Here is a 22923-nt window from a genome sequence, read left to right on the forward strand (position 1 = left end):
CGATCCCCAGCCCGCATTTACTCGTATGTCACCGCCTGCGCGTCACGGCATCCACCTCCGGGCGGGATGGCACGCGCATGTCACTTGCAAGCAGGCTCATTTCGTCATTGAGATGCCACGCGTCTGACACACATTCACGATCATGATCGTACCGCCCACAGGCACCATTACCTTCCTGTTTAGCGACATCGAGGGAAGCACGAAAAAATGGGAGCGGCAGCCGGACGCCATGCGGGTGGCCCTGGCGACGCATGACCACATGCTGCGCCAGGTTTTTGAATCCTGCGGCGGCTATGTTTTCAAGACCATCGGAGATGCCTTCTGTGTCGCGTTTGACACGCCGCAGGATGCGCTTGCTGGAGCCTTGGAAAGCCAGCGCGCCATTCGCAGTGCCGACTGGGGTCCGATTGGAGAGCTCCGTGTCCGCATGGCGCTGCATACTGGCGCGGCGGAAGATCGTGATGGAGATTACTTTGGCCAGACACTGAATCGCGTGGCACGCATTCTCTCCACCGCGCACGGTGGGCAGGTGCTCCTCTCGCTGCCCACGCAGGAACTCGTGCGCGATCACCTGCCGTCTGGTGTGCAGCTTCGCCACATGGGAGAGCACCGGCTGAAGGACCTCGCGAGAGCCGAGCATCTCTACCAGCTTGTCGCTTCGGATCTGCCCTCGGAGTTCGCCGGACTGCGCTCCCTGGAGAGCGTGGCAAACAATCTCCCCGTGCAACTCACCAGCTTCATCGGTCGTGAGCGGGAAATGGCGGAGGTGATCCGGCTGCTGGGCAGCACCCGCCTGCTCACCCTCACCGGCATGGGTGGCACCGGCAAGACCCGCCTCTCCCTGCAAGCAGCCGCCGATGTGCTGGATACCTATCCAGATGGCGTGTGGTTCGTGGAGTTCGCCACCATCGTGGATGGAGCCCTCGTGCCTGAAACCGTGGCCGCCGTCTTCAACCTGCGGCAGGAAACCGACCGACCGCTCACCGGCACCCTCACTCACTATCTTAAGGATAGGAACCTGCTGCTCATCCTGGACAACTGCGAGCACGTCGTCGCCGCTTGCGCCCGCCTGTCTGAGACCTTGCTGCGAGCCTGCCCGAGGCTGCACATCCTCGCCAGCAGTCGTGAGCCCATGAGCATCGCGGGAGAAACCGCATGGCCAGTACCCCCGCTCTCCCTCCCCGACCACTGGCGCGAGATCACCGCCAGTGAGGATGCGATCAATCGACTGGGCGAATACGAGTCTGTACGTCTTTTCACCGAGCGCGCTTCTCTCGCACGTCCCTCCTTCCAGCTCACGAGTGAAAACGTCCACCTCGTGGCACAGATTTGCTGGCGTCTTGATGGCATCCCACTTGCCATCGAGCTTGCCGCAGCGCGCATCCGCGTGCTCTCGCTGGAACAGATCGTCGAGCGCCTCGATGATCGCTTCCACCTGCTCACCACCGGCAGTCGCAATGCCGTGCCACGACAGCAGACCCTCCGCTCGCTCATCGACTGGAGCCATGATCTGCTCTCCGAGCCCGAGCGCCGCCTCTTCCGCCGCCTCTCCGTTTTTGCGAGAGGGCGCACCCTGGAGGCCATCGAAGAGGTATGTGAGGGCGAAGGGCTGGAGAAGTTTGTGATCTTCGACCTCCTCTCGCAGCTCGTGGACAAGTCGCTTGTGTACATCGAGAAGCCCTCGGATCAGGCGGCTCGCTACTTCATCCTGGAGTCCATCTGGGACTACTCGAATGAGAAGCTTCTCGCCGCAGGGGAATCGGAAATCTTCCGTATCCGTCACCTCGACTATTTCCTGCGCTTCGCCGAGAAGGCAGCCCCCAAGATTCGCGGACCCAAGCAGCGTGAGTGGCTCGCTATCCTTGAGGATGAAGAGTTCAACATCCGCTACGCCCTGGAAGCTGCCACCGAACTCCCCGGACAAACCGCCAAGGGACTGCGACTGCTCACCGTGACGCAACGCTTCGTGGAAGTGCGGGGCCTCTTCAAGGAAGCGCGTGATTCCTTCGCCCAGTTGCTGGGCAAACCAGACGCAGCCCGTGACATCGTGCGCGCCCAAGCGCTCGCTGCCGCAGGCCGTCTTGCCTGGGTGGCGGATGACCTTCCCGCCTGTGTCTCCTATCAGGAGGAAGCGCTCAGCATCTTCCGCGAACTCGGTGATGCCGCCGGTGCCGCGCGTGCCCTGGCGGACCTGGCCTTTCTTGCCTTGGATAAAGCCCAGCTCCCACAAGCCCGCACGCTCTTGGAAGAGGCCACCACACTCGCCTCTCCGTTGGGCGACCAGCGTCTCACCGCACACATCCAGCACATCTGGGGCGTGATCGCGGCCGGTGACGGAGATTTCCAGAAGGCTTTCGACATTGATGAGAAGAATCACGCCATCTACCGCGAAGAAGGCGACATCTGGCAGGGCATCATCATTGCCTGGTCGGTGGGAGTGAACGCGGCGGCGCTGGGCAAATTCGATATAGCGCACGCGCGTCTCGCCGAGTGCCTGCAGGTTGGCCTCGATCTCGGAAACCGCTGGGGCGCATCGTACCCGCTGGAGGCGTTCGCCGTACTCGCCGTCGCAGAGAAAAAATACGAGCATGCCGCCAAGCTCTATGGTGCCGCCGATGCCCAGCGCACGCGTAGCGGAATCGTGCCACAGGCTGCTGACCATCCCGCCATTCGCGCCATTCTTGCAGCTGCTCCGGATTTCACCGGTCCCGCTGTTGAAGCGGCCCGCCGTGAAGGCCGCATGCTAAGCCTCGAGAGTGCGACCACGCTGGCGGTTGGCGAGGGCCACACGACACCGTCATAGCTGTGAGATGACGACGAACCCTACTCTGCGAAAGCATATCCAATGAAAACACGTGATTTCATTTGGGTACTGATCCTCACTGCGTGTACCTCGCTTTTTCTCGGAGCGCAGATTGGTTATTTTCTCGGTCGTTCCAGGGACTACGCCCTGGCGGAGAAGCTTGCCTCCACCCTGAACAAGGAGGCTGAAAAAACCGGGGCATGGCCCAAGGGCGACTCGCCATTATTCCAAGGTCATGAGCGGCTGACGGATGGCAAGGGACAGACCGTTCTGATCATCAATGACCGATACAAGCTACGTTTGAGAAACGATTCGACCCATCCTCAGATCGAGCCGAACAAGTTCCAAGGCAAGTGACCCGGGGTTTTAGCAGTAACCCTCTCACCAATTCGAAACCTCCAGCCACGACTCCACGGGGGCATCGGGCGGGAGTTCGCTCTTGATCACCAGCGGCTGAATCTCGCGATGTGCTTCCGCGGGTTGCACAAAGAGACGGTACACGCCATGGGCATCGGGCTTCGGTGGTGTTGCGCTTTCACCATTCACCCAAACCCATTGCGTCACCGCGATACGGCTGCCGACAGGAAAGTCCTGGTCTCGATCATCCTTGTCCTTCGGCAGGACTTCATAGAGGTGCTGCACCAATGCTTCACGATACGGGGCCACTTGGGCCAATGACGGCGCACGCGATGCCTGCACCAGCTTCGCCACCACTTTCCGGGTACGCGCCTTTCGCTGCTCCTCCAGCTTGGGTGCCGCATGGTCCGCATGGGCCACGGCTTCATCCGGAGTGAGCACACGACTGTAGATGGAAAGCTGGTCCACCATGCCCTGCCAGCGGTCCTGAAGCTTCGAGCAGTAGCCAATACGAAGCACGCCTTTGTCACCATCAAACTTCAGCGCGCCATGGACTTCAGGGCGCACGGACATCGCCATGCCATTGAGATACACCAGCAACCGCCCTCTCTCATACGCCAGCACCACATGATGCGGCTGTCCGGTACGCAACGGCAGCAACTCCTGCTCGATGGAAGTGCCCCGTGGATTGTCTTCGGTGGCAAGCCAGAGACTCCAGTCACTACGCCGCTGCAGGATGGCCAACTTCACATTTCCCTCCGAGTCTTCCAAGGAGAGCACCGGGCGAGCCTCGCGGTCATAAGGCGGCACCATGGGGGTGATGATGGCCTCCAGAGTGAATGCCCCGCTTTTGCCACATGCGCGCAGCATCGCGGTCCCCACTTCCGGAAGTTCACAGGTGCCTCCACGCACATCCATGCCGCCACGCAAGTTCCAGAAGGCCTTGCCCGCGCGCACCGGCGTCGCCTCGATGAACTGCAAAGGGGGCGCATCCCGATGCTCCCACGCATACACCAGCCCGGCTCGCGATTGGGGCCAGGCCGTGGAAGGCACGGTGAAGGTCACCTTCGCCATGACATGCGGTCGCTGTGCCAGATCACGCACACCATCGAGTGTGATGCGGCTTCCGCATGGCGCATCATCAGTGAGTGGCAGCAGCACCTGGTGACTCTCGGCGTGCAGCGCCCCAAACGGAATGCTTTTCCCATTCTCAGTGATGGCGGTCGCATTCTCCAGAGACACCGCCTGGTCGAAGGTCAGAGCCAGAGCATCCTCACCCACCCTGCGCACCAGCGTCAGACTGGGGGCCGTCGCGGTTCGGACATGCACAAAGCCCCGCGCCAGTTCCTTCCACGTCTGGGGGTCTCGCGCTTCCACCCAATGAGTACCGCTGGCTTCGAACTCGCAGTCCAACTCCGCCGTGATGGACTTCTTCACGCCATCAAGATACCAGTCACAGGGGTTGCCGTTTGGCGACTTCATGGTGACACGGGCCGGCGCCTCCACGTAGTGGCTGCCCAGTGAAAGCTCCGCGCAATACACATCTGGATAGCGATCATTTCCCGCATGGGCGGTATATCTCACCGCCTTGCCGATGGGCTCCAGGGTCTCACGATCCATGCGGATCACAAAGATGTCATAGTTCGACTCAAGATGGTCATGGGCATCCGGGGAGGCTGCGAACGTCATCAACCTCTGGCAGGGCGACAGCATGGGGAAATAGACATAGTTCCGATTTTCCGGCAGGCGGGGATCATCGTGAACCAACACCGGTTCCACGCGACGAGTCGGCAGAAAAATCTTATTCAACGGACCTCCGGAGCCTCCCATCCAGAAGCCCCATTTCCCATCCGCGCTGAAATAGGGCTGGCATCCGCTGTGCTTCGGCAGGGTGCGTACCTCGCCGCTCTTCTCATCGAACGGGGAAAACTCCGCATCTCCGCTGGTGGCGTACGTGCGCTGCGCATTCACCAGCCATCCATTCTTGGCGCGAGCCTTGGACGTAAGTTGTCGGCGCGTACTCTGCTCCACATTCAACTCCACCGTGTGTCCGTTTTCATCAATGTAGCAGAGCGTCGCATTGTTCATCCAGAGCACGGCACGATCGCCCTGGTAACTTCGAGCCCGTTCCGCCAGTTGCTTCCGCTCACCCGTGTTCCGTTCCATCACCCACAGGGCTCCCTCCACGGGATCTGTCGGCGTGCTGCCCGCGACATAGCTCATGTAGGCGATCCGTTTTCCATCGGGCGAGATCTTTGGGCAGAAATGGTCCCTGCCTTTCTCTTCAGGAATCAGCCGCTGCTCAGGGGTGCGACCATCAAGCGCTCTCGTCCAGATCTGCCAGGAGTCATCGATGCGCCGTTCCCACACGAGGAATCCATCTCCCAATCGCGCGAGCTCCTCCATTGTCCCCATGTCCGGCTCCTCCGCCCTCTCACTTCGGGCCGCAGACTTTTCGCGAGACGTCGCGACCATCAGGGCGCCTGCTCCCAGAAGGCAGGCTACCGACAGTCCGGCGGTAAACGTCATCGCCATTAATTAACTTATATTAATTATCGAAACTCAAGTCAATGCCTCATCCAGGTGGACACGAAAGAAGAATGCGGCGGGCCGCCTCTGCGGGACGAATTCATCACCGTGCGAATCCATGGCGCCCGTCCATGAAACCTTGACACCTTACCTCACCGCACAGAACACATGCAGCCTGTGGGACACGACACGCAATCCATCATCACTGAAGTCATCCGAAGCCGGCGATCCATCAAACCCTTCGACATGGACGCCAGCCGCGCCGTGGACAAGAGCTTGATCCTGGAGCTGCTGGAGAATGCCAATCACGCCCCTACCCACGGACTGACCGAGCCCTGGCGCTTCCACCTGTTCACCGGAGATTCCCGACGCACACTCGCGGAGACCATGGCGCGTCTCTATCGCGAGACCACGCCGGAGGCCGAGTTCCGCGAGGACAAGATGCGCAAGATGTCGGAAAATCCCTTACTGGCAGGCGCCGTGATCGTGCTAGGCATGGCGCGACGCGGTGGCGCGAAGATTCCGGAACTTGAGGAAATCGAAGCCGTCGCGTGCGCGGTGCAAAATCTCGCGCTCAGCGTCACGGCCTCGGGACTGGCCGGCTATTGGTCATCCCCTCCCCTGGTCTATACCCGCCAGTTTGCGGACTGGTTGGGACTCGGCCCTGAGGATCGCTGCCTCGGCCTGTTCTACCTGGGCTGGCCGAAAGCAGGATTCACCATGCCAAAAGCGAGCCGCAAACCGGTCGCGGAGAAAATCACGTGGCACTAGGACTGGACGGCATGCTGGAGTGGTTCAAGAGCGTCGACTGGTCGTTGTGGGGGGTGTGGACGCTCACCGTCACACTGATGGTCATCGGTCTCGCAGGCACCGTGCTGCCCCTGCTGCCCGGGCCCTTCATCATTTTCGTCGCCGCGTTCCTGCACAAGTTCCTGCGCCCGGAGACGGGGCTCTCCTGGTGGAGCATCGCCCTGCTCGCCCTGCTCGTCATCGCATCCTACATCGTCGACTTCTTCAGCGGCGCGATGGGCACGAAGTGGTTTGGCGGGAGCAAATGGGGCATCTGGGGGGTGGTCATTGGTGGGATCGTGGGACTATTTTTCGGATTCATCGGTTTGATTGTCGGTCCCATCATCGGCGGACTCGTCGCGGAGCTTCTCATCGCACGGAAGCGCATGGGCCCTGCGGTGAAGGCGACCTGGGGCAGTGTGGTAGGCACCACGCTGGGTCTGGCAGCGCGGATAGGAATTAGCATTGCCATGGTGATCGCATTTGTATTGGATGTGCTGTGGTAGGATATGGTATATTAATTGGGTGAGCGCAGGGGCATGGCTTGTGTTCGTCGGGCTGCCGGCCTCTTCCGCCACCGCGGCACTCTCCACTCCCATCACCACACCACGTGATTGCTTTAAATCATTTTCCTCTCGTCAGCTCAGCCCGGCTGAAGGACTAGTTCTTTGAGCATGGCAGCTCCTGTCATTTATCTCAGTGCATCACAGGCGGATCTCCGCTCGCACCGCATGGCGGCGCGGGCCATTCTTGAGGCGGAAGGCCTGCAGGTGGTGGACTACGAAATCCGAGACGCCACGGGCTGGAGTCCCGTGCGTCACGCTATGCGCACGCGCCTCCGTGGCTGCCACGCCATGGTACATCTGGCCGGCGTAAGCTTCGGAGCCGAGCCCAATACCATGCCGGAGGGTGCCATCCGCCGGTCCTATGCGCAGATGGAGTATCAGCTCGCATCAGATCTGCACATCCCGTGTTACTCCATCCTCCTCGCGGAGGACTTCCCATTCGACCCCCACGCGCCGGAGGACCAGGAAGCCCACCTGCTGCAACTTCAGCACCGGGCGGCGCTGGCTCATGGCATGTCCAGCATGGAGGCGGTGCATGACCCGGGCGACTTGCAATGGTCCCTGGAGGCGCTCGCCGGTCGCATCCGGATGGGTCACGCCACCCCGAAGAGGAAGAAGCAATCCTCCTGGCTCATCTTCGTGCCGCTCGTGATCATGGCGGCGCTGGCCCTGGTATATTACCTCAGAGATTTTGCCCCTCGCGCAAGACCCATCCAGGTACGCCTGGAACCGGATCCGGTGGAGTCTGCGACTCCCCCCATGGTTGATAGCGCATCGATGGAACGTGCACGGCAGATGATCAGGGACATTGCCGCCAAGGCCGTCACCACCGGACTTCCCACGGAACAGACGGATGCGCTCACCAAGATCGGCCTTGCGATGGACGAGATCGCCGAGCAGCGCGACCTCACCCCACTCGAAGCGCAACTTGAGCTTCAGCGCTTTGCCAGCGCCGTTGATTCCACACCTGATAGCGAAGTGATGGAGAAGGCGTTCGCCGCGTTTGCCGAAGGCCGATACACCACTGCGGCTGAGCTGGCTTCATGGGTCCCCAGCGAGTCCGGAGTCGAACCCGGGACCGAGACGGATAGCGATACTCAAAAACCGGCGAAGGATGCCAATGCCCTGAACGCCGTGCTGCTCAAAGCACACTTTCAATACCTCGCCGGGCAGCACATGGCAGCCATCGCCACTTACAAGACGGCGCTCCAAAACATCGACCGAAGCCAACAGCCTCGAGAATGGTCACAGACGGCGCTCACTGCGGCCACAATCATGACGCATCTGGCCCAGTGGGAGGAGGCTTCGCAATTGTTGATGGATCTCATCGTCCACTTCGACACGATTCCCAACCCCGACCTCCAGACTCATGCCCGCACGCTGCAGGCCATGGCATCCCTCCAGCTCGCCATGAGGCAGCCCGGCAATGCCGAGGCCCTTTTGTTGAAGGCGAGCAGACTTTTGGAGACCGACCCGGACAAGAACCAGGACGATCTGGCCATGACACTAGTGGCGCTTGGCGAAGCGCTGTGCTTCGAAGGAAAACGCGACGGTGCCGAGGACGCCTACCGCCGCGCCATCGTCCTTCAGGAGCAGCAGCACGGCCCAGAGAGTCCCCAAGTGGCACGCGTGCTGGGCAGTCTGGCCACCATGCTCGCCGACTCTGGAAGACAAGCGCATGCCGTGGGTCTGTGTGAACGCGCCCTGGCCATCAACGAACAACGGTTCGGCCCCGCGGATCCCCGGGTGGCACGCGACCTTCTGCGCCTGGCCGCAGTCTCATCCTACACCGGGTACAACACCCGCGAAGCGGACCTGTGCCGCCGGGCTCTGGAGATTTGCCGGAAGGCCTTCGGGTCAAAGCATCCGGCCACGGCCTCTGCCATGGTCAATCTCGCAGGCGCACTGACCCGGCAACCCGACAAGACCGGAGCCGAATCCCTGGCTCGTGAAGGATGGAGCATCGATGCGGCCGCGCTCGGCAACGGGCATCCCACCACGCTGTGGGACATGAAGATTCTCGCCAAAGTGCTGAAGGCAGTGGGCAAAAGGGACGAAGCGCTCGACCTTCATCGCCAGGCGCTCACCCTCACCGAGCAGAAGTTCGGAACAGAGAATCCGGAAACCGCCCGTGCCGTGGCCGACCTTGCTACGGCACTGGGAGAAAACGGTCGTTATGCCGATGCAGAACCGCTGTTCCGTCGCGCACTGGATATCGACGAAAAACAGTTTGGACGCGATGACTTCCGGGTATTCCTGGGTGTACGGAATCTTGCCGGAGTCCTCCGCGACTCGGGGAACAAGGATCAGGCGCTTGAACAGTTCCGCCGCGCACTGGATATCGCTCGCCGGAATCTGCCCCCGGAAGATCCCGGACTCTGCGTAGAGCTGGCCAATGTGGGATCCGCCTTGCGTAGCGTGGGGCGCTACGCCGACGCGGAAGCTGCGTTCCGCGAAGCACTAGCCATCCAGGAAAAGGCGATGCCACCCGGAGAACCTGTCGTCGCTGAAACTTTGAGTAATCTCGCCAGCGTGCTCTTCCTCTCAGGCCGTCATAGCGACGCCGAGCCCGTGTACCGCCGTGTGTTGGAAATGCTTTCGGCAGCATCCCGGGAAACCAAACGACTCCATCCAAACCTTGAGCTGGCAAGGAAGAACTATCACGCAGACCTCAAACGCATGGGCCTCACCGATGAAGAAATCGCCAAGCGCATCGAGAAAGTCGAGGCGGGCGAGGTGGTGAAGGATCTCACCGCGGTAGGTCTGCCGTAACAGGCAGGGCACCGGGCAAAGTGCGGCCGGTTACTTCGGCAGAGCGTGCTCGCGCAGATCTTCCAGCGTTACGAACTCCAGCGCGGACATCTGCGTGGCCTCCATGAACACCGGCGGTGCACAGCCCGCATCCAGCGCTTCCTTCCAGCGGAGCACACAGAGGCACCATTTGTCCCCTGCCCTCAGGCCGGGAAATCCCCAGTCGGGCATGGGTGTCACCAAGTCATTCCCCCGTGTGCGGGCAAAGCTGAGGAACTCGTCCGTCATCAGGGCGCACACGGTGTGCAGTCCTGAATCCTCCACCCCCGTACGGCAGTAGCCGTCCCGGTAGTATCCGGTGCGGGGTTTCATGCAGCAGCATTGCAGTTCCGAGCCGAGGACATTCGTAGGCATGACCGTTTGGAGGGTGCGGGCAGTGGTGGAATGCTTCTGTCCGCCAGCCTGCACCTCGCACGATCAGTGCCAGGCGCACCCCGGGGACATTTTCGTCCCCGAGACTACACGATCTCTCTGGCGGAGGCTATTCCGAATCCTCAGAAGCTGGCGGCTCGGATTCGTCCTGGGCCTGCGGAGCATCCGTGGGGGCTTCATCGACAGGGCTGTCGGCTGCGGCAGTGGCAGCACCACCTTCGCCGCCATTTTCCCCTTCCTCCTCGGCATCCGTCATCACCTTCGCCACATCCTGGATGGTCTCTCCCTCGTTGAGGTTCATGAGCTTCACGCCCTGGGCGTTGCGGCCCGTCTCGCGAATACCCTTCTCCCCGCCGACCTTGATGCGCACGCTCTGGCCCTTGCTGGTCATGAGCATGAGTTCATCTGTGTCATGCACGGCCATGGCTGTGACGACCGCACCCGTCTTGTCCGTGACGTTCATGGTGGTCACGCCCTTGGCTCCACGAGTGGTCAGGCGGTACTCTTCGAACGGCGTGCGTTTGCCGAGACCCTTCTCGGAAACCACGAGCAGCTGCGCCGTCATGTCCACCACTGTCAGGCTGACCACGTAGTCGCCTTCCGCCGGACGAATGCCAGCCACCCCAGTAGCCGCACGACCCATGGAGCGAATATCGGTTTCTTCGCAGCGCACGCACATCCCCTCACGGGTCACGAGGCAGATCTGGTTGCTGCCATCGGTGAGCACCACGTCGATGAGTTCATTCCCCTCTTCGATCTTGAGCGCGATGATGCCGCCCTTGCGGTAGTTCTTGTACTCTTCCAGTGCGGTCTTCTTCACCGTGCCGTCTTTGGTGCCGAAGAGCACATACTTGTCCGGTGCCCACATCGCGTCGTCTTCCGCGCCAACCGCCTGCAGCGTGAGTACGGCGGCAATCTTCTCATCCGGACGAAGGTCGAGCAGGTTCTTGATGCTACGGCCCTTGCCGGTGCGTGCCATTTCCGGAATGGCATGCACGCGCTCCACAAACATGCGGCCGGTATTGGTGAAGAAGAGAAGGAAGTCGTGCAGATGCGCACTAAAGACGTGCTCCACGAAGTCTGTCTTGTCGACTTCATCCGCCGCCTGCCTGGTCTCCATGCCACGCAGCCCCTTGCCACCGCGTCCCTGCAAGGTGAACTCACGGGTGTTGGTGCGCTTGATGGACCCAAAGTGCGTCATCGTGACCACCGCAGGATCATTCGGAATGAGATCGATGCTTTGAATCTCACCTTCAAGCGCGCCGAACTGCGTGAGGCGGTCATTACCCCACTTCAACGCCACGGCACGAAGCTCATCTTTGATGATGGTGAGCACGCGCTGCTCCTTGGCGAGAATGTCGAGCAGGTCGGTGATGGTCGACAGCAGAGCGTCATATTCATCCTTGAGCTTGTTTCGCTCCAGGGCGGTGAGCTGATACAGACGCAGCTCGAGGATGTGATCCACCTGACGGTCCGTCAGGATGTACTGCCCATCCTTCACGCTCGCCTGACCACGAATCAGAATGCCAAACGCCTGGGCCGCCTCCACCGTGAAGGTCATGGCCTTGATGCGTGAGGCCGCTTCATCCTTGGAACTGGAGTCGCGGATCATCTTGATGAACTCATCAAGATTGCCAATGGCCAGCAGGAGCGCTTCGAGCTTCTCCGCACTATCTTCCGCCTTGCGCAGCAGGTAGCGGGTGCGGCGGATGATGATCTCGCGGCGATGCTCGATGTAGCAGTTGATCGCGTCCTTGACGGACAGGAGCTTGGGCCGGCGATTGTCGATCGCCAGCATGTTCACGCTGAAACTAGTCTCCAGCGAGGTGTGCTTGTAGAGATTGTTCAGCACCACCTGCGCACGGGCGTCACGCTTCAGGTCGATCACCACGCGGGTATTCTCGTCTGACTCATCACGCACACCGGTGATTTCCGGAAGGATCTTCTCGCTGGCCAGCTCACCGATGCGCTCGCACAGCAAGGCACGGTTCACACCGTACGGAATGGCGGTGATGATGATCTGTTCACGATTACCGTGCTCCACCACTTCCGCGTGACCACGGATACGGAAGGACCCGTGACCGGTCTCCATGTACTCGCGCACTCCGGAGGTGCCCAAAATGGTACAACCCGTTGGGAAGTCCGGCCCCTTGATGTAATGCATCAACTCCGCGATCGTGATCTGCGGATTGTCCACCTGCGCGCAGATGCCATCCACCACTTCACGAAGATTGTGCGGCGGCATGTTCGTGGCCATACCCACGGCAATGCCGGTACCACCATTCACGAGAAGATTCGGAAACGCCGCGGGAAGCACCACGGGTTCATCGCGCGTTTCGTCGTAGTTCTTTACCCAGTCGACCGTCTCCATGTCGAGGTCGGCCATCATCGCATTCCCCAGGTGCGTGAGCCGCGCCTCGGTGTATCGCATGGCCGCCGGAGGGTCACCTTCGACGGAACCGAAGTTCCCCTGGCCATCCACGAGCTGCTCGCGAATGCCCCACGGCTGCGCCATGTTCACCAGTGTGGGATAAATTGCCTGGTCACCGTGCGGGTGGTAGTTACCCATCGTCTCACCCACGATCTTCGCGCACTTGAGGTGCTTGCGATTGGGGAGCACACCGAGCTCGCCCATCGCGAAAAGCAAACGCCGTTGGGAAGGCTTCAGTCCGTCGCGTGCATCAGGCAATGCACGCGAAATAATGACTGACATGGAGTAGTCGAGGAAAGAGCTTTTAACCTCTTCGTCGACGTTGATTGGCTTGATGTTTTCTTCAGACACGGGAGAAATGAGGATAGCGTAGAGAACTGATGATGCCGGAACGGGCGCCGCTTACACGTCGAGGTTGCGAACGTTCAATGCGTTCTCCTCAATGAAGTGCTTCCGCGGCTCGACCACGTCGCCCATGAGGATGGTGAAGATGCGATCGGCTTCGATCTCGTTGTCTTCATTCATCTTCACGCGCAGGAGTTTCCGCGTCTGCGGATCCATCGTGGTGCTGAAGAGTTCCTTGGCGTTCATTTCACCAAGACCTTTGAATCGTTTGATCTCCAGGCCGCGCTTTCCGATGTTCATCACACCTTCCAGGATGCCGGGCACGCTGAAGATGGGCACCACACGGGCGTTGTCTCCGTGTCCTTCGACCACCTCGAAGAGGGGCTTGTCCTGACTGCTGAAATGCTCGATGGGCAGGCCGAGTTCCGCGAGCTGATCCAGCAGCTTGCGGATGGCCTTGGCTTCATGCACTTCGTAGTGGTAACCACGGCGATTGCCGTTGGAACCGACGGCGCTGGTACTTTCGCCCTTGCCATACAGATGCAGGTCCGCATTCGCATGCGCGAAGTCCGCGAATTCGGCATCGGAAACAAGGTAGTGCACAGATTCCTCATTGCCCTGACGGATGCGAACGAGGTGGGAGGGGAACGAACCCGTCTCTTTGTCCCGTGCCTGGATGTAGTCCTCGAAGTCCCCACCGTTACGGCGGATGGAATCACTCAGGCGCGCCAGCGGTGAAAGCAGTTCGAGAATCGCCTTAAGTTGCTCGTTCTCGATGACAGCACCGCCCTCCGTATTACGCAGCTTTACGTCTTCCGCGCCGAGCTCGATGAGGATGCGGTTCAGCGCCGCGTCGTCCTGCACGTACTCTTCACGTTTGCGGCGCTTCACCTGATACAGTGGCGGCTGGGCGATGTACACATAACCCTGGCGCACGAGGTCCGGCATCTGGCGGCAGAAGAAGGTGAGCAGCAGCGTGCGGATGTGCGAGCCGTCCACGTCAGCATCAGTCATGATGATGATCTTGTGGTAGCGCACCTTGCCCACATTGAAGCTCCCCTCTCCATCCCCGTCACCGATGCCTGTGCCGAGCGCGGTGATCATGGTCTGAATTTCCTTGTTCTGGAGCACCTTGTCCAGGCGGGCCTTTTCCACGTTGATGATCTTGCCCTTGATGGGCAGGATTGCCTGCACGCGGCGGTCACGCCCCGTTTTCGCAGAGCCACCGGCGGAGTCACCTTCGACGATGTAGATCTCGCACTTGCTCGGGTCGCGCTCCGTGCAGTCCGCCAGCTTGCCGGGGAGACCGCGTCCGGAGAGTGCGCTCTTGCGGACCGTTTCACGCGCCGCACGAGCAGCCTCACGCGCGCGGGCAGCCGTCAGGATCTTATCGATGATGCGCTTCGCAAGCTGGGGATTGTCATCCAGGAACTGCAGCATGCCCTCATACACCACGCTGCTCACCACGCCTTCCACTTCACCGTTCACGAGCTTCACCTTCGTCTGCGCATTGAAGCGCGGATTGGGCAGCTTCACGCTGAGCACGCAGACCATGCCTTCACGACAGTCGTCACCGCTGATGGAGGGGTCCTTGTCCTTGATGAGGTTGTTCGCCTTGGCGTACTGGTTGATGGCGCGGGTCATCGCCGAACGGAAGCCGCTCAAATGCGTGCCGCCATCCGGGTTCGGGATGCTGTTCGCAAAGCAGAGGGTCTGCTCGTTGTAGCTGTCGTTGTACTGCAGCACGCAGTCCACGAAACAGAGTTCCGGCTTGCCCTCCACCTCGATGGTGCGCTGGCCACGAAGCGCAATGGGCTTGTCATGTACCAGCGTCTTGTTCTCGCCAAGTTGGGTGACGAACTCCGCCACGCCGTGCTTGTAGTAAAAGGTTTCCTGCTTGGCTGATTCCGGACGCTCATCCTGCAGGATGATGATCACACCGGGATTCAGGAAGGCGAGTTCGCGAAGGCGGTTTGCCAGCAGTTCAAAGCGGAACTGCGTGGTGATGGTGAAGATCTCCGCGTCCGGGAAGAAGGTGATCTTCGTGCCCGTGCGGTTCGGGTCTTCCAAGGCGCCCACCACGTGGAGCGGCTCGGTGGTTTTGCCACGAGCGAAGGAAATCGCGTGCACCTTGCCGCCGCGATACACCTCGGCCTTGAACCATTCGCTCAGTGCATTCACGCACTTGGCGCCCACGCCGTGCAGACCACCGGAGTACTTGTACGCCCCCTGGCCGAACTTGCCCCCGGCATGGAGATTCGTCATCACGAGTTCCACGGTGGGAATGCCAAACTTCGGGTGTACTTCCACGGGAATGCCGCGGCCGTCGTCCTCAACGCTGACCGAGCCATCCGTGTGAATCGTCACCGTGACCGTTTTGCAAAAACCCGCGAGATGTTCGTCGATGGAGTTGTCCAGCACTTCGAACACACAGTGATGCAGGCCGCGTTCATCGGGGTCACCGATGTACATGCCGGGCCGCTTGCGCACTGCCTCGAGACCTTCAAGCTTGTCAATCTGCTCCGCGCCGTATTCCTGATTTTGCGCGATATTGGTATTGAATGAATCCGGGGTATCCTGATCTTCGGGCATGGGAGGTGGTCGCGTGAAAACAGCCCACCGCGAATCGTTGTCTGAGCGGGGTCGCCTGCCCAATCTGGGAGCCGCTTTCCCGCCCCTCTTCACGGGGGTTTTAGAGGGTAGCGAGCAGGGGGGCGAGCGCCACTTATTTCGCAGTTATTTTGACCGATTTTTAGAGGGAAAAACGGTTCTTGGATGCCTCAAAAAACGCCGGTAAACCGAAGTCAAAAATTCAGCGTTTTTTCTGTGCATTCTGCCATGCGTCCCAACCGCCTTTGAGGACAAGGATTTCCATGCCTGGAAGCCTCTCGCGGAGGTATGCCGCCATCTTCTGGCTGGCCTGACAGGCGTCCGAGCCGCAGTACACGACGATGGGCTTCTTGTTGTCCTGGAGCTTCTCGAAATGGTCGAACAGAAGCTGGTCGGCCTCCTGCTCGTTCAGCAGCAGCGCGTCAGGCACATGGCCCGCCTCGTAATCCCTTCTCAAGCGGGCGTCCACCCAGAGCACGTCGCCGCTCCAGCGTTCCTGAATGAGCGCCATGCTCACCTCGCCCTCCCTGAGCGGTTCCTCGGTCCGGTACCATGCGGGAGCCTTTGGATGCAGGAAATGCGTGCCAGCAGCCGCGAGAATCGCCGCCAGCACGATTACAGCCGCCTGTCCCAACATTCCACGCATGACGATTGCTCACTCGTTGGCCTTGCTGCCCTGCACTGCCTTCACTTGGGTCTCGGCCGCCTGCGGCTTTTTCTCCGCCATCTCCGGCCGCACAATGTTGAAGAAGGCCATCTGCCGGGCGAATTTCGGGATTTTGCTGTCGGTCTCAATCTTCAGCATGCCTACTGTGATCTCCGCCGTGCTGGAAGGCTGCACGGTGATGCGATACTCCCGACCTGGGGTGATTTCCTTGGTTTCGAACTTCACGTTCTCCCGGGTGGCGGTCACGTTTTTGATCTTCATCGGCTCCTCGCCAACGATTTTGACGGTCAGTTCCTTGGCCTTGGGCTCCTCACCGAGCACCCACTCCAGCAATTTCGGCTCAATGCTCACCACTTCCGGCACCTCCAGGATGACCGTCAGCACCTTGTCCGGTTCCGCCGGGTCGTCCGTGTAGACGTGCAGTGTTTTTTCGTGGCGGCCCACGAAGGTACTGACCTTGAAGGTGGCCTTTCCGCTGCCTTTTTCACCCGGGCCATACGTCCTTTTGTCCAGACTGGCCTCCAGGCAGGAGCAACTGCTGTCCAGCCCGGTCACGGTGACAGGCTTCTTCCCCTTGTTGGTAAAGGTGAAACTGGCTTCCACCTGCTCGTCTGCGGGCTTCGGTTTGAGTTCCAGGGGATTTTGGTCAAAAACCAAGTCAGCCCAAGCCGGAAGCGTGAGTCCAAAGAAACTGGCGATAAGGAGGGTGCGGTACATGGTAGGTACGTGCTGCTAGTATACTTACATACGAAACGCAGTCTTCACGCGGAAATCTGCCGCGCGGTTTGACGTTTTTAACTAGCCGTTTAGCCTGCGCGTTCACGACATGGCACGGGAACCAAAGCCAATCCGATGGAAAACATTGCTGGCACTGCTGGCACTGGCACTCACGCTTGGCTCGATGGGCCGGTTCACGGATCTGGGCAAGAAGCCCATGCATACGGATGAGGCCATCCTGGCCTTGAAGACCCAGGAGTACTGGGAAACTGGCATCTTCAAGTACGATCCGAAGGACTACCACGGCCCATTTCTCCACCACGCCGCCCGATGGCTCGGCAGTCTCCGCGGCATGGATCCCGCCACACTGACGGAGGAGCAGGTGCGCTGGGTGGTGTGCGTCTTTGGCCTGCTGCTCATTCTCTCCCCAGTGCTGCTCATGGATGTGATCGGCAGGACGGGAGCGGGGGTCGCCGCGCTGCTCATCGCCGTGTCGCCGATGATGAATTTTTACAGCCGGTACTACATCATGGAGGTGCCGTTTGTATTCCAGGTGATTGTCTTCATCGCCTCCATATGGCGATGGTCGCAGGGCAAGAACATCGCCTGGCTGTTCGTCGCGGGCATCATGCTGGGCTGGATGCACGCGACGAAGGAGACCTTTGTCCTGAACATGGCCGCCCTCGCGGCCGGGTATGGCGTGGTGAAGATGATGGGCCTGCCCTTCACGGTCAAGGAACGGGGTTACGGCTTCCGTAGCTTTACGAAGACTCCCTTTTCTCTCCAGCCGTGGCTGATTGTCGGCCTGGTCGCCCTCCTCACGTCCACTTGGCTGTATTCGAATGGCTTCAAGACGTGGAACCAAGTCGGCGACAGCGTGCTGACCTACCGCAGCTACCTGCAACGCTCGGGCGGCAGCGGTCACGAGAAGCCCTGGCATTACTACCTCTCCCTCCTCGCCTGGCGCAGACAGGGATTCCTCTGGTCGGAGGGCTTGATTGCCGGGCTCGGCCTGGTGGGGCTGCTGAATGCGTTTCTGGACCGGCGCCGCGCGGATCACAAGCGGGCCTTCCTCACCCTGTTCGCAACCTACACCATCGTGTTGCTGGGCATCTACAGCTTCATCCCGTACAAGACTCCCTGGTCCATCCTGAGCGTGCAATATGCCCTGACCCTGATGGCAGGCTTGGGCGCACGCTCCATTTTCCGGGTGTTCACCGATATCCCCATCGTGAAGATCGCCCTCGCCCTGCTGCTCGCGGGTGGGGTCTTCAATCTCTGCCAGCAAACGAGCCGGGCGACCGACTTCAGCTACGAGCACGAGACACGGTACGCTGCCAGCGAGATGCACAACCCGTATGCCTACTCGCACACCTCGCCGAATCTCGTAGCGCTCGCAGGCCGAATCCACCAACTGGCCCAATACTCAGACGAAAAGCTGAACATGCCCGCGCAGGTGATCCAGAGCGAAAACGGCTGGCCGCTCCCCTGGTATCTGCGCGACATGAAGTCCGTGGGCTACCACACAACCATGCCTGAATCGCTCCAGTCTCCCGTGGTGGTGTTGGACACGGCACTGGAGGCCGAGGCCAGGGAGAAGCTGGGCGGCAACTATGAGTCCAGCCTCTGGGGACTGCGCCCGGGCATCACTCTCTCTCTGCTGGTGGAAAAGTCGCTCTCGGAGAAGTTCCAGGGATTGCCTCCGTCCGAGCCCCCACCCGCGACCGCGCCCATCGCTGGCACCACGGTCGCAACAGCATCCCCGCCCGACACCGTGGGCACTCCCGTGCCGGTAGCAGGCCCACCCGGCGGAGCCGCTCCTCCCGCAGAAGCCCCCGCCCCGCCCAAGGCGGAAGTGGTGGTGGATGAAGGACCGCCGCCCTTCGTAGGACCTCCCTATCCGGTTCCCACCGTGGAGACTTCCCCAGAATCACGCAGATCCAGGCGCCGGTCGTGACTCCTTACCGCGCCAAACATCATGCGATGGCGACGGAATTCGAGCTCACCATCGCGCAAGAGGACATCGAGGGCAGCTACGCAGCCCAAGCGGCCGCGGCTGTCTGGGAGGAGATCGATCGCCTGGAGCTGGAGCTCAGCCGCTTCAAAGCCGGCTCGGACGTCTGGCGCATCAATCACTCCAAGAAAGGCGAATCATGCCCGGTCGGGCTCGCCACGCTCGACTGCCTGCAGCTTGCCAAGGCCGTGCATGCTGAGACCAATGGCGCGTTCGACATCACCGTAGGTCCCCTGATGCGGGTGTATCGAAACGATGACGGCAGCCAGCGCGTGCCCCATCATATAGAGGTCGACTATGCCCGCGAACGGGTCGGGATGGAGGTGTTTGATGTGACGGAGGACGGATTCGTGACGGTCAACGTGGACGAACCGGTGCTGGACCTTGGAGCCGTGGGCAAAGGCTATGCGCTCGATCAGTGTGTCCAGGTGTTGAACGACTACGGGGTGTCCCATGCCCTGCTCAATGCCGGCGACAGCAGCGTACTTGCACTGGGTCACAGCGGAGACGCGGAGGGATGGAACGTCACCGTGGGAAACGGCGCCAAGAAGCGCCTTCTCCTTCTCAAGGACCGTGCCATCAGCGCCAGCGGTTTCGCCGTGAAGGGCGCTCACATCATGAATCCGCGCACAAAGCGCCCGGCCCCGATCAAGAAGAAACGCATCTGGGCCGTCGCTCCGACCGCCGCGCTGAGTGATGCCCTTTCCACGGCTTTCACCATCATGTCAGCAGAAGAGATTGAGGCATTTTGCAAGCGTCATTGCGAAGTTGAAGCCGTGCTGGATTGAGGAGCGAGAACTCACGTTTTGGCGGGGTTTTCCTACCCAACGCCGTAAAAACCCAATCACTCGCGAGCAGACACGCTCAATGCGTGAAATCTGAAATCTTTTTATAAGCACCTTCGCGGCGTGCAATTGCAGGCATTTACTAAATTTTCGCGCGTAATCGACTGCAATTCGCAATAGTTCAATTAGTTAGAATGACATTACCTTGAACTCTCAAACTTGAAAACATTTTACCTTCTGTAGGTCATTTTCAAAATATTCTCTTGCAGGCACGGTGATAATCCAATATTCTTAACAATTAAATGGCACCAACCAGATCGGTTCCCTCCCCTAGTTTTTTATAGTTTCTATAGAAAAAGCTTGCCCGTAAAGGTTTCACTGGTGTAGGTTATTTCCTCAACAAGGCTATCCCATCAACACGACCGTCAGCATCAGTCAATCATCAACCCAGACCGCTATGGCCACAGCAAACGGAACCAAGCAGACTTCCCTCCGTGATCCCGGGAAGGTTGCCGACTTCATTCTTTTTAGTCAGCGGGAGTTCCTGCTCAATCTGTCGAAGGATTTGAGCCGCGGTAACATCTCGTTCGCTCAGTTCTATCTGATGAGCTACCTCGGTACGTCGCGTGATCTCACGATGACTGACATTGCCCGTAAGATGGGGCACTCCACCGCAGCAGCCACCGGACTTGTGGACCGTCTTGAAAAGCTTGGCTACGTCGAGCGCATGCATGCCGCCGACGACCGCCGCAAGGTGCTCGTGCGCATCACCCAGAAAGGCCTGGAACTCGTCTCGAAACTCCGCACCGCCCTCCAGGATCGCGTGGCCGAGGCCATGAACGAGACAAACTCCTACGACGTGGACACTTTGGTCGCCAACTATCGCGGCGACACCGCCATGGCCCTGCAGTAAGCAGGCCGGAAGCACCTATACTGAGTTGCGCGAAAGGCAGGGAGCAATCCCTGCCTTTCGCCTTTTTGGTCTGCGTGACAGGCGCAACTGTTGCTCGCATCGGGTGCGAGTCGTATGCATCTTGCCTGCCATCAGATCACGTCATCGTGCCGCGCATGACTCCCCCACTCACCGCCACCTTCCCCAGCCTGGATCAGCTCTCACCCTTCGCACATGCCTTCACGCTCCGGCACCCGGAAATCGATGTGAAAGTGGATCGCGAGGAAGCCCTGCGCCGACTGACCGCCTGGCACCACAAGGTCGTGGCGGACCTGGGGTTCTCCGCCGCTTCCCTTGCCACCGCCTGCCAGGTGCACGGAAATGGCATCGCCGTGGTTCAGGAGCCCGGCTCCGAACCCGCCGCCCAGATGGACGGTCTTGTCTCCAACAGGCCCGGTCTGATGATCGGCATCTACGTGGCCGACTGCTGCGCCGTCTACCTTGCCGATCCGGTGACCGGTGCCTTTGGCGTGCTGCACTCAGGCAAGAAGGGCACCGAGCAAAACATCACCGGCACCGGCATTGCATTGATGCAGGACACCTTCGGCACCCGCCCCGAGGATCTCATCGTCCAACTCTCCCCCTGCATCCGCCCGCCTGCGTACGAAATCGACTTTGCAGCCGACATCCGCGAGCAAGCCCGCGCCGCCGGCGTGCCTTTGGCACAGGTCCATGATGATGGCACCTGCACCTCCTCTGATCTCACGCGTTTCTACAGCTACCGCGTGGAAAAGGGGAAGACAGGCAGGATGCTGGCGTTGCTGGGGAGGAAGTGAACCTAGCTTGGGTAGTTTTGCTCACCTATGTACCTACCTTACTTCGACGCTGCGTCACGATTCTTGGAGAAGTCAGGCATACCCTCGGAAATCCACAACGGCCGACAGTTGGCAGAACATGAACTGAAAGATCTTTCGAGTTGCTTGGGGTTGGAAATCCCCGGAGATCTTGCAGTATACCTGCAGGAGTTGGGAGATGGGTTCAGCATGCAATGGGAACTGGCCGGGAGCGGAGATCTCGTCAGCTTTGGCCTGAGCCCCCTCGTAGATATCCAAGATGAGGGCCTCTGGATTCAGCAGCAGATGCGTGAAACGCTCACCACGCACGCAGAAGATGCGGAAATCGTCAGAGAAGCTAAGCGAAGGATGCATTGGATACCCATCATGGGGATCGGTGAAGGTGGGCAAGAATTCTGCCTGGATACCTCTGATGGCTCCGTGCGCTTCCATCAAAGTTACTGGAAGGACCATCGCAATGACTGGCTATTCGGCCTGGCACCTTCGCTACGAGACTTAGTAACCAACTGGAGTCGCTACTGCTTCTCAGACCCCATCACCAATGATGGAGCCCATATAAATATGACCATCCTTGCGGAACGAATTCAAGGTGAGTTCGACTGGGCTTCGAAGCACTTCCATCCAGCATACCTTCGGGATGCGGGCACCCACTGAAGCCATCAGCCTTGCTTTCAAGGCCTGTACGGGAGCGGAAAGCGGAAAGGCAGAAGTTTCCACTCACTCCCCCACCCACTCCGTCAACATCACTTCATTGCCCTCGGGATCGCGGAACCTGCCCAGCTTGATGGGTTCGCCTTCGCGTTGTTCGGGTTGTTCTAAAATCAAGCCACCCGCTTGCGTGATTGCCGTGGCGGTGGCCATCGCATCATCGACCTGAATGCTCAATCCTGAGACATTCAGCTTCTCTTCGCTACAGGCGTGAAAAGCAATGATGGCATCGCCGAACAAAAGCTCGGACCAGTATTCACTGACGTAGCCTTCCTGAAGTCCGAACACGCCGGTGTAGAACGTCACCGCACGGCCCATGTCCTGGGCATAGAGCATGATTTTTACTTTTTCGACGGGCATGACGACACACTAAGGCAACATGCACTCGACTCAAGCCAATCAGAGCGAATGTCACCACAAACGCTTCGAGTACGTATCGAAGCAAATTCGGCTCATCGCGCGTCTTGAGATGAACGTCCTTACCCAAAATGGACGGTAGGGATGCGCTCCTGCGCGTCCGACTTTAATGTGGGCGGAGGCGGTGCGGAGCTTGGGCGCGAAACGGCCTTGCCACGCATCAATTCCCACCCCCTCCGCCCGCTATCATCGGACGCGCAGGAGCGCATCCCTACCGTCCATTTTAGAAGAGGCGCTTGAGCGCGGAGCGAGTGGT

At 59.9% G+C, this 22923-nt stretch carries 17 protein-coding genes; 10 read left to right on the forward strand and 7 right to left on the reverse strand.

The annotated features are described in order from the left end of the window. Nucleotides 1–142 precede the first annotated feature (142 nt). Together G5S37_RS17195 and G5S37_RS17200 are read left to right on the forward strand one after the other, a co-directional pair. The gene (locus G5S37_RS17195) at nucleotides 143–2803 is read left to right on the forward strand and encodes an adenylate/guanylate cyclase domain-containing protein (protein WP_165205690.1); all 2661 of its coding nucleotides are present in this window, start codon (nucleotides 143–145) and stop codon (nucleotides 2801–2803) included. A 42-nt stretch (nucleotides 2804–2845) separates the two neighbouring features. After that, a complete protein-coding gene (locus G5S37_RS17200) occupies nucleotides 2846–3160 on the forward strand; it encodes a hypothetical protein (protein WP_165205691.1) in 315 nt (104 codons plus the stop codon). 24 nt (nucleotides 3161–3184) lie between these two features. Here the strand turns inward: G5S37_RS17200 and G5S37_RS17205 are convergent, their stop codons facing one another. Continuing rightward, complete coding sequence (locus G5S37_RS17205) at nucleotides 3185–5689, reverse strand: LamG domain-containing protein (protein WP_165205692.1); 2505 nt, start codon at nucleotides 5687–5689, stop codon at nucleotides 3185–3187. A 168-nt stretch (nucleotides 5690–5857) separates the two neighbouring features. On the opposite strand from G5S37_RS17205, the gene G5S37_RS17210 reads away from it, so the two are divergent. From G5S37_RS17210 to G5S37_RS17220, 3 genes are all read left to right on the forward strand, one after another. Continuing rightward, nucleotides 5858–6460 carry a nitroreductase gene (locus tag G5S37_RS17210; RefSeq protein ID WP_165205693.1) on the forward strand — a complete coding sequence of 201 codons (603 nt, stop codon included), beginning with the start codon at nucleotides 5858–5860 and terminating at the stop codon, nucleotides 6458–6460. After that, nucleotides 6451–6984: a DUF456 domain-containing protein gene (locus G5S37_RS17215; RefSeq protein ID WP_165205694.1), complete on the forward strand. Its 534-nt coding sequence runs from the start codon at nucleotides 6451–6453 to the stop codon at nucleotides 6982–6984. The genes G5S37_RS17210 and G5S37_RS17215 overlap by 10 nt, the downstream gene beginning before the upstream one ends. A gap of 168 nt (nucleotides 6985–7152) precedes the next feature. Further along, on the forward strand, nucleotides 7153–9816 hold the full coding sequence (locus G5S37_RS17220) for a tetratricopeptide repeat protein (RefSeq protein WP_165205695.1): 2664 nt from the start codon (nucleotides 7153–7155) through the stop codon (nucleotides 9814–9816). 30 nt (nucleotides 9817–9846) lie between these two features. Here G5S37_RS17220 and G5S37_RS17225 read toward each other — a convergent pair whose 3' ends face one another. The 5 genes from G5S37_RS17225 to G5S37_RS17245 all read right to left on the reverse strand — a co-directional run bounded on the left by G5S37_RS17225 (nucleotide 9847) and on the right by G5S37_RS17245 (nucleotide 16997). Continuing rightward, nucleotides 9847–10209, reverse strand: coding sequence for a DUF2237 domain-containing protein (locus G5S37_RS17225; RefSeq protein WP_165205696.1), 363 nt, complete (start codon nucleotides 10207–10209; stop codon nucleotides 9847–9849). A 127-nt stretch (nucleotides 10210–10336) separates the two neighbouring features. Next, nucleotides 10337–13009 (reverse strand): DNA gyrase subunit A, encoded by a 2673-nt coding sequence (gene gyrA, locus G5S37_RS17230; protein WP_165205697.1) that lies wholly within the window; start codon nucleotides 13007–13009, stop codon nucleotides 10337–10339. Between the two features lie 51 nt (nucleotides 13010–13060). Further along, on the reverse strand, nucleotides 13061–15595 hold the full coding sequence (gene gyrB, locus G5S37_RS17235) for a DNA topoisomerase (ATP-hydrolyzing) subunit B (RefSeq protein WP_165205698.1): 2535 nt from the start codon (nucleotides 15593–15595) through the stop codon (nucleotides 13061–13063). Between the two features lie 220 nt (nucleotides 15596–15815). Further along, nucleotides 15816–16259: a rhodanese-like domain-containing protein gene (locus G5S37_RS17240; RefSeq protein WP_165205699.1), complete on the reverse strand. Its 444-nt coding sequence runs from the start codon at nucleotides 16257–16259 to the stop codon at nucleotides 15816–15818. A gap of 9 nt (nucleotides 16260–16268) precedes the next feature. Beyond that, nucleotides 16269–16997: a DUF1573 domain-containing protein gene (locus G5S37_RS17245; RefSeq protein WP_165205700.1), complete on the reverse strand. Its 729-nt coding sequence runs from the start codon at nucleotides 16995–16997 to the stop codon at nucleotides 16269–16271. A gap of 109 nt (nucleotides 16998–17106) precedes the next feature. On the opposite strand from G5S37_RS17245, the gene G5S37_RS17250 reads away from it, so the two are divergent. The 5 genes from G5S37_RS17250 (at nucleotide 17107) to G5S37_RS17270 (ending at nucleotide 22196) form a co-directional block, all read left to right on the forward strand. Continuing rightward, a complete protein-coding gene (locus tag G5S37_RS17250; RefSeq protein WP_165205701.1) occupies nucleotides 17107–18954 on the forward strand; it encodes a flippase activity-associated protein Agl23 in 1848 nt (615 codons plus the stop codon). Next, complete coding sequence (locus G5S37_RS17255; RefSeq protein WP_165205702.1) at nucleotides 18951–19799, forward strand: FAD:protein FMN transferase; 849 nt, start codon at nucleotides 18951–18953, stop codon at nucleotides 19797–19799. Before G5S37_RS17250 ends, G5S37_RS17255 begins: the two co-directional genes overlap by 4 nt. Before the next feature lie 454 nt (nucleotides 19800–20253). Continuing rightward, nucleotides 20254–20709 (forward strand): MarR family transcriptional regulator, encoded by a 456-nt coding sequence (locus tag G5S37_RS17260; RefSeq protein ID WP_165205703.1) that lies wholly within the window; start codon nucleotides 20254–20256, stop codon nucleotides 20707–20709. A 155-nt stretch (nucleotides 20710–20864) separates the two neighbouring features. Next, on the forward strand, nucleotides 20865–21524 hold the full coding sequence (locus G5S37_RS17265) for a polyphenol oxidase family protein (RefSeq protein ID WP_165205704.1): 660 nt from the start codon (nucleotides 20865–20867) through the stop codon (nucleotides 21522–21524). A 27-nt stretch (nucleotides 21525–21551) separates the two neighbouring features. Continuing rightward, on the forward strand, nucleotides 21552–22196 hold the full coding sequence (locus G5S37_RS17270) for an SMI1/KNR4 family protein (RefSeq protein ID WP_165205705.1): 645 nt from the start codon (nucleotides 21552–21554) through the stop codon (nucleotides 22194–22196). Between the two features lie 63 nt (nucleotides 22197–22259). On the opposite strand, the gene G5S37_RS17275 is transcribed toward G5S37_RS17270, so the two are convergent. Next, a complete protein-coding gene (locus tag G5S37_RS17275; RefSeq protein ID WP_165205706.1) occupies nucleotides 22260–22610 on the reverse strand; it encodes a VOC family protein in 351 nt (116 codons plus the stop codon). Nucleotides 22611–22923: the final 313 nt, after the last annotated feature.

The sequence above is a fragment of the Roseimicrobium sp. ORNL1 genome, from assembly GCF_011044495.1.
Taxonomy (GTDB): domain Bacteria; phylum Verrucomicrobiota; class Verrucomicrobiia; order Verrucomicrobiales; family Verrucomicrobiaceae; genus Roseimicrobium.

Bases quoted from the DNA above. Each gene is read 5' to 3' on its own strand.
- G5S37_RS17240 (WP_165205699.1), bottom strand. From the start codon at position 16,259: ATGCGTGGAATGTTGGGACAGGCGGCTGTAATCGTGCTGGCGGCGATT.
- G5S37_RS17250 (WP_165205701.1), top strand. From the start codon at position 17,107: ATGGCACGGGAACCAAAGCCAATCCGATGGAAAACATTGCTGGCACTG.
- G5S37_RS17205 (WP_165205692.1), bottom strand. From the start codon at position 5,689: ATGACGTTTACCGCCGGACTGTCGGTAGCCTGCCTTCTGGGAGCAGGC.
- G5S37_RS17210 (WP_165205693.1), top strand. From the start codon at position 5,858: ATGCAGCCTGTGGGACACGACACGCAATCCATCATCACTGAAGTCATC.
- G5S37_RS17265 (WP_165205704.1), top strand. From the start codon at position 20,865: ATGACTCCCCCACTCACCGCCACCTTCCCCAGCCTGGATCAGCTCTCA.
- G5S37_RS17275 (WP_165205706.1), bottom strand. From the start codon at position 22,610: ATGCCCGTCGAAAAAGTAAAAATCATGCTCTATGCCCAGGACATGGGC.
- G5S37_RS17270 (WP_165205705.1), top strand. From the start codon at position 21,552: ATGTACCTACCTTACTTCGACGCTGCGTCACGATTCTTGGAGAAGTCA.
- gyrB (WP_165205698.1), bottom strand. From the start codon at position 15,595: ATGCCCGAAGATCAGGATACCCCGGATTCATTCAATACCAATATCGCG.
- G5S37_RS17195 (WP_165205690.1), top strand. From the start codon at position 143: ATGATCGTACCGCCCACAGGCACCATTACCTTCCTGTTTAGCGACATC.
- G5S37_RS17220 (WP_165205695.1), top strand. From the start codon at position 7,153: ATGGCAGCTCCTGTCATTTATCTCAGTGCATCACAGGCGGATCTCCGC.
- G5S37_RS17200 (WP_165205691.1), top strand. From the start codon at position 2,846: ATGAAAACACGTGATTTCATTTGGGTACTGATCCTCACTGCGTGTACC.
- G5S37_RS17225 (WP_165205696.1), bottom strand. From the start codon at position 10,209: ATGCCTACGAATGTCCTCGGCTCGGAACTGCAATGCTGCTGCATGAAA.
- G5S37_RS17245 (WP_165205700.1), bottom strand. From the start codon at position 16,997: ATGTACCGCACCCTCCTTATCGCCAGTTTCTTTGGACTCACGCTTCCG.
- G5S37_RS17260 (WP_165205703.1), top strand. From the start codon at position 20,254: ATGGCCACAGCAAACGGAACCAAGCAGACTTCCCTCCGTGATCCCGGG.